The organism is Cohnella caldifontis (assembly GCF_029360585.1).
GTDB lineage: Bacteria > Bacillota > Bacilli > Paenibacillales > Paenibacillaceae > Cohnella > Cohnella caldifontis.
Genome location: NZ_JAQZSJ010000040.1, coordinates 1 through 4,994 on the forward strand (window position 1 = coordinate 1; position 4,994 = coordinate 4,994).

At 56.7% G+C, this 4,994-nt stretch carries 2 tRNA genes and 3 rRNA genes; all 5 read left to right on the forward strand.

The window, feature by feature from the left end:
• Nucleotides 1-1,364 (forward strand): 16S ribosomal RNA (locus PTZ19_RS25130); the annotation flags it as partial.
• Between the two features lie 163 nt (nucleotides 1,365-1,527).
• Nucleotides 1,528-1,644, forward strand: a 5S ribosomal RNA gene (gene rrf / locus PTZ19_RS25135).
• A gap of 197 nt (nucleotides 1,645-1,841) precedes the next feature.
• Nucleotides 1,842-1,918, forward strand: a tRNA-Ile gene (locus tag PTZ19_RS25140).
• Nucleotides 1,919-2,000: 82 nt separating this feature from the next.
• Nucleotides 2,001-2,076 (forward strand) — tRNA-Ala (locus tag PTZ19_RS25145).
• Nucleotides 2,077-2,359: 283 nt separating this feature from the next.
• Nucleotides 2,360-4,994 (forward strand): 23S ribosomal RNA (locus tag PTZ19_RS25150); the annotation flags it as partial.

A 4,994-nucleotide genomic window follows, 5' to 3' on the forward strand; every position in this document is an offset into this window, starting at 1 on the left:
TCTTCGCATGAAGGAGCTGGGAAACGCGGCGCAAGCTGCGGCTTATGGATGGGCCTGCGGCGCATTAGCTAGTTGGTGAGGTAACGGCCCACCAAGGCGACGATGCGTAGCCGACCTGAGAGGGTGAACGGCCACACTGGGACTGAGACACGGCCCAGACTCCTACGGGAGGCAGCAGTAGGGAATCTTCCACAATGGGCGAAAGCCTGATGGAGCAACGCCGCGTGAGTGAGGAAGGCTTTCGGGTCGTAAAGCTCTGTTGCCAGGGAAGAACGCCAGGGAGAGTAACTGCTCCTTGGGTGACGGTACCTGAGAAGAAAGCCCCGGCTAACTACGTGCCAGCAGCCGCGGTAATACGTAGGGGGCAAGCGTTGTCCGGAATTATTGGGCGTAAAGCGCGCGCAGGCGGTTCTTTAAGTCTGGTGTCTAAGTGCGGGGCTCAACCCCGTGATGCACTGGAAACTGGGGAACTTGAGTGCAGAAGAGGAGAGCGGAATTCCACGTGTAGCGGTGAAATGCGTAGAGATGTGGAGGAACACCAGTGGCGAAGGCGGCTCTCTGGACTGTAACTGACGCTGAGGCGCGAAAGCGTGGGGAGCAAACAGGATTAGATACCCTGGTAGTCCACGCCGTAAACGATGAGTGCTAGGTGTCGGGGGGGTCCACCCCTCGGTGCCGAAGTTAACACATTAAGCACTCCGCCTGGGGAGTACGGTCGCAAGACTGAAACTCAAAGGAATTGACGGGGACCCGCACAAGCAGTGGAGTATGTGGTTTAATTCGAAGCAACGCGAAGAACCTTACCAGGTCTTGACATCCCCCTGACCGTCTCAGAGATGAGGCTTTCCTTCGGGACAGGGGAGACAGGTGGTGCATGGTTGTCGTCAGCTCGTGTCGTGAGATGTTGGGTTAAGTCCCGCAACGAGCGCAACCCTTGATTCTAGTTGCCAGCACGTAATGGTGGGCACTCTAGAGTGACTGCCGGTGACAAACCGGAGGAAGGCGGGGATGACGTCAAATCATCATGCCCCTTATGACCTGGGCTACACACGTACTACAATGGCCGGTACAACGGGCCGCGAAGCCGCGAGGCGGAGCCAATCCCAGCAAAGCCGGTCTCAGTTCGGATTGCAGGCTGCAACTCGCCTGCATGAAGTCGGAATTGCTAGTAATCGCGGATCAGCATGCCGCGGTGAATACGTTCCCGGGTCTTGTACACACCGCCCGTCACACCACGAGAGTTTACAACACCCGAAGTCGGTGGGGTAACCGCAAGGGGCCAGCCGCCGAAGGTGGGGTAGATGATTGGGGTGAAGTCGTAACAAGGTAGCCGTATCGGAAGGTGCGGCTGGATCACCTCCTTTCTAAGGAGCCCGCAAGGGCATTANCGGAAGGTGCGGCTGGATCACCTCCTTTCTAAGGAGCCCGTAAGGGCATTACGAAGTCCGATTACGCTCGAGTTCAGTTTTGAAGGGGCAAGTCCCTTTCAAGCAACACACTGCGTATGTTTGGCGACATGCGCACCTGTCTGGTGGTTATGGCGGAGGGGTTCCACGCGTACCCATCCCGAACACGACCGTTAAGCCCTCCAGCGCCGATGGTACTTGGACCGAAGGGTCCTGGGAGAGTAGGACGCCGCCAGGCAGGCCCGTTTTGCGGGTCTTTTGCATGGCTTGCGAATATTGGCCTTTAGCTCAGCTGGTTAGAGCGCACCCCTGNTTGCATGCCCGAGCAGTCGACTTCGCGTTGACAGCCAGGGTGAGCCGCAGGCCCAAGCGGTCGACGAAGTCGACGACCAGGGCAGGCCCGTTTTGCGGGTCTTTTGCATGACTTGCGAATATTGGCCTTTAGCTCAGCTGGTTAGAGCGCACCCCTGATAAGGGTGAGGTCGGTGGTTCGAGTCCACTAAGGCCAACCAACTTCACCTTCCCTAACGGGGCCCACGCAAAGTAATCGGAATAGGCTGCGAAGCTATACGTCACTTTGTGGGGAAATGTCATGGGGCCATAGCTCAGCTGGGAGAGCACCTGCCTTGCAAGCAGGGGGTCAGCGGTTCGATCCCGCTTGGCTCCACCATGAGTGATCTTGCCGCGAACGAACGGCTGCCAACTTTTGATGGTTGAGCGGACGGGCGGATCGTGATAAGATAGTCTTCCTGCCGCGAGAGCGGCGAAAAACGTACGGCCTCGAACACGTTGCTTCGCAACGTTGCCTCTAGGCGTACGGGCCGAGACGACTTCGTCGCTCGGTATTGCACCTTGAAAACTGGATAGCGAAACGAAACATCTGCGCTGATGAACATCATCATCGAAGCACCTGTGTTTAACTGCGAGCCNNNTAAGGAGAAATCCAAAGCAAAGGTTAAGCTAATCAAGGCGCACGGTGGATGCCTAGGCGCCAGGAGCCGACGAAGGACGCGACGAACTGCGAAAAGCCTCGGGGAGCCGTAAGTAGGCTTGGATCCGGGGATATCCGAATGGGGAAACCCAGCCGAGGTAATGCTCGGTTACCCGTGAGTGAATCCATAGCTCACGAGGAGGCATACCCAGGGAACTGAAACATCTAAGTACCTGGAGGAGAAGAAAACAAGAGTGATTCCGTCAGTAGCGGCGAGCGAACGCGGATTAGCCCAAACCAGGGGGCTTGCCCCCTGGGGTTGTGGGACGTCTCACATGGAGTTACAAAGGAGCATCTTAGGCGAAGAGGACTGGAAAGTCCCGCNCTCCCTGGGGTTGTGGGACGTCTCACATGGAGTTACAAAGGAGTGCTTTAAGCGAAGAGGACTGGAAAGTCCCGCCACAGAAGGTAACAGCCCTGTAGCTGAAAGGGTGCTCCCTCCGAGACGGATCCCGAGTACCGCGGGACACGTGAAACCCCGTGGGAATCCGGCAGGACCATCTGCCAAGGCTAAATACTCCCTGGCGACCGATAGCGAAGCAGTACCGTGAGGGAAAGGTGAAAAGCACCGCGGGAGCGGAGTGAAATAGAACCTGAAACCGTGCGCTTACAAGAAGTCAGAGCCCGATTTAGGGGTGATGGCGTGCCTTTTGTAGAATGAACCGGCGAGTTACGTTCACGTGCGAGGTTAAGCTGGATAGGCGGAGCCGAAGCGAAAGCGAGTCTGAATAGGGCGCTATAGTACGTGGGCGTAGACCCGAAACCGTGTGATCTACCCCTGTGCAGGGTGAAGGCAGGGTAACACCTGCTGGAGGCCCGAACTCACGAGCGTTGAAAAGCTCGGGGATGACGTGGGGGTAGGGGAGAAATTCCAATCGAACTCGGAGATAGCTGGTTCTCCCCGAAATAGCTTTAGGGCTAGCCTCGGAATCAAGCATCGCGGAGGTAGAGCACTGATGGGGTGCGGGGCCCGCCAAGGGTTACCAAGTCCAGTCAAACTCCGAATGCCGCGCATGTATATCCGGGAGTCAGACGGCGAGTGCTAAGATCCGTCGTCAAGAGGGAAAGAGCCCAGATCATCAGCTAAGGTCCCCAAGTGTGTGTTAAGTGGGAAAGGATGTGGAGTTGCGAAGACAACCAGGATGTTGGCTTAGAAGCAGCCACCATTTAAAGAGTGCGTAATAGCTCACTGGTCGAGTGACTCTGCGCCGAAAATGTAACGGGGCTAAACACACCACCGAAGCTATGGCAGACGCGCTTTAGGCGCGCTTGGGTAGGGGAGCGTTCTGTAAGGGTTGAAGTCAGACCGGAAGGACTGGTGGACTTTACAGAAGTGAGAATGCCGGTATGAGTAACGAAAAGACAGGTGAGAATCCTNGTATGCGGGTTGAAGTCAGACCGGAAGGACTGGTGGACTGCATACAAGTGAGAATGCCGGTATGAGTAACGAAAAGACAGGTGAGAATCCTGTCCGCCGAAAGCCTAAGGGTTCCTGGGGAAGGTTCGTCCGCCCAGGGTAAGTCGGGACCTAAGGCGAGGCCGAAAGGCGTAGTCGAAGGACAACAGGTTGAAATTCCTGTACCACCGTAAGCCGTTACGAGCGATGGGGGGACGCAGGAGGGCAGAGACGCCGGCTGATGGAATAGCCGGTCCAAGCAGCAAGAGGTGTGCGTAGGCAAATCCGCGCACTGTAACCTCAAGCTGTGACGGGGAGGGAAAATTGCAGTACCGAAGGTCTTGTGCTCACGCTGCCGAGAAAAGCCTCTAGCCAGGCGAAGGTGCCCGTACCGCAAACCGACACAGGTAGGCGAGATGAGAATTCTAAGGCGCGCGGAAGAACTCTCGTTAAGGAACTCGGCAAAATGACCCNNNCCGAGAAAAGCCTCTAGCCAGGCGAAGGTGCCCGTACCGCAAACCGACACAGGTAGGCGAGATGAGAATTCTAAGGCGCGCGGAAGAACTCTCGTTAAGGAACTCGGCAAAATGACCCCGTAACTTCGGGAGAAGGGGTGCCCCGGTAAGGTGAATAGCCTGAGGGGGCCGCAGTGAAGAGGCCCAAGCGACTGTTTAGCAAAAACACAGGTCTGTGCGAAGCCGCAAGGCGAAGTATACGGGCTGACGCCTGCCCGGTGCTGGAAGGTTAAGGGGAGCGGTTAGGGGCAACCCGAAGCTGTGAACCGAAGCCCCAGTAAACGGCGGCCGTAACTATAACGGTCCTAAGGTAGCGAAATTCCTTGTCAGGTAAATTCTGACCCGCACGAATGGCGTAACGACTTGGGCGCTGTCTCAACGAGAGATCCGGTGAAATTTTAGTACCTGTGAAGATGCAGGTTACCCGCGACGTGACGGAAAGACCCCATGGAGCTTTACTGCAGCTTGATATTGGACTTTGGTACGGTCTGTACAGGATAGGTGGGAGCCTAGGAAGCCTGAGCGCCAGCTTAGGTGGAGGCGACGTTGGGATACCACCCTGATCGTATCGGAGTTCTAACCTGTCACCGTGAATCCGGTGAAGGGACCGTGTCAGGCGGGCAGTTTGACTGGGGCGGTCGCCTCCCAAAATGTAACGGAGGCGCCCCAAGGTTCCCTCAGCGCGG